2 protein-coding genes are annotated in these 1,226 nt (G+C 73.3%); one reads left to right on the top strand and one right to left on the bottom strand.

The window, feature by feature from the left end:
• The coding region (locus ABZ885_RS41540; RefSeq protein WP_360200450.1) for a DUF6597 domain-containing transcriptional factor at window positions 1-593 on the bottom strand (593 nt) is incomplete at its 3' end.
• 139 nt (window positions 594-732) lie between these two features.
• Between ABZ885_RS41540 and ABZ885_RS41535 the strand changes: the two genes are divergently transcribed.
• A complete protein-coding gene (locus ABZ885_RS41535) occupies window positions 733-1,167 on the top strand; it encodes a CBS domain-containing protein (RefSeq protein WP_360200448.1) in 435 nt (144 codons plus the stop codon).
• Window positions 1,168-1,226 lie beyond the last annotated feature (59 nt).

Raw genomic sequence — 1,226 nt, 5'->3', positions numbered from 1 at the left:
CGGCTGCTCCACCCGGTCTCCCGGGCCAGCGCCGCCACCGGAAGGGCCCCGCCGCTGCGCCGCAGCGCCCGCCAGGCCTGGACGACCTCCGGCGGCACCCGCCCGGACGGCCGCGCGGCCCGCAGCAGGGCCCCGTCCAGGGCGGCGAACCGCTCCGGCCAGCCGGCGGCGTACTGGAGCTCCTCCTGGAGCCGCGCGCTCGCCGCACCGAGCACCGCCTCGGCCGGGACGTCCAGCCCGGCCAGCTCGCCGGCCGGCAGGCCGAGCAGCGCCCGCGCGGCCAGCGGGTGCACGGCGATCTGGACGCCGGACTGCCGGCCGTCGTGGGTGATCAGCGCGGGGGAGGTGTGCAGCCCGCCGAGCAGGGTCGGATAGTCGCCGCCCGGCTGGGCCGGATCCGGGTGGCCGGCCACGGTGAGCGGTTCGTCCAGGGTGAGGATGAAGGTCAGGTACGGCGAGGGCAGACCCCGGTGGCGGGCGGGCGCGATGCCGCGCTGGCGGTACCCGGAGTACCAGGCCACGTAGGGCCGCAAGGCCGTGGCGGGCCTGGCCCGTACGGCTTCGTCGACCGTGTCGGCGAGTTCCTGCGTCACGCCCCCAGTATCGGCCGCGGAGGTGGCCGCGGCCCGGTCCTCGCGCTCCCGTGTGGGCTCGCGGGCGGTCTGGCTGGTGCTTATGGTGATCGCACCGGAACAGCCGGTATCCAGGGGGCGGACCTGAGAAGGAGTCCCAGTGACCACTGCCCGAGACATCATGCACACCGGTGCCCAGTGCATCCGCGCCGACCAGACTCTCGCCGAAGCCGCCATGATGATGCGCGACATGAACGTCGGCGCCCTCCCGATCTGCGGTGACGACCAGAAGCTGAAGGGCATCATCACCGACCGCGACATCGTGGTCCGATGTATTGCCGAGGGCATGGACCCGGCCAACATGAAGGCCATGGACATGGCCGGCCACCTGCACTGCGTCCGCGCCGAGGACAGCATGGACACGGTGCTGAAGAAGATGGAGCAGCACCAGATCCGCCGCATCCCGGTCATCGACGGCGAGCGGCTGGTCGGCATGATCAGCGAGGCCGACCTGGCGATGGGCCACCGCAACGGCCAGCGCCTGACGGACCAGCAGATCATCGAGTTCATGGACAGCGTGTACATGATGCGGTGATCGGCCGGCGGAGCGGCGGCCCGGCGGCCCGGCGGAGCGGCCCGGCCGCCTGACCGGCC

It is taken from the genome of Kitasatospora sp. NPDC047058, assembly GCF_040643935.1.
In the GTDB taxonomy this organism is placed as follows: domain Bacteria; phylum Actinomycetota; class Actinomycetes; order Streptomycetales; family Streptomycetaceae; genus Kitasatospora.
The sequence above is the reverse complement of the archived record's forward strand: the minus strand, read 5'-3'. Positions and strand labels throughout refer to the sequence as shown.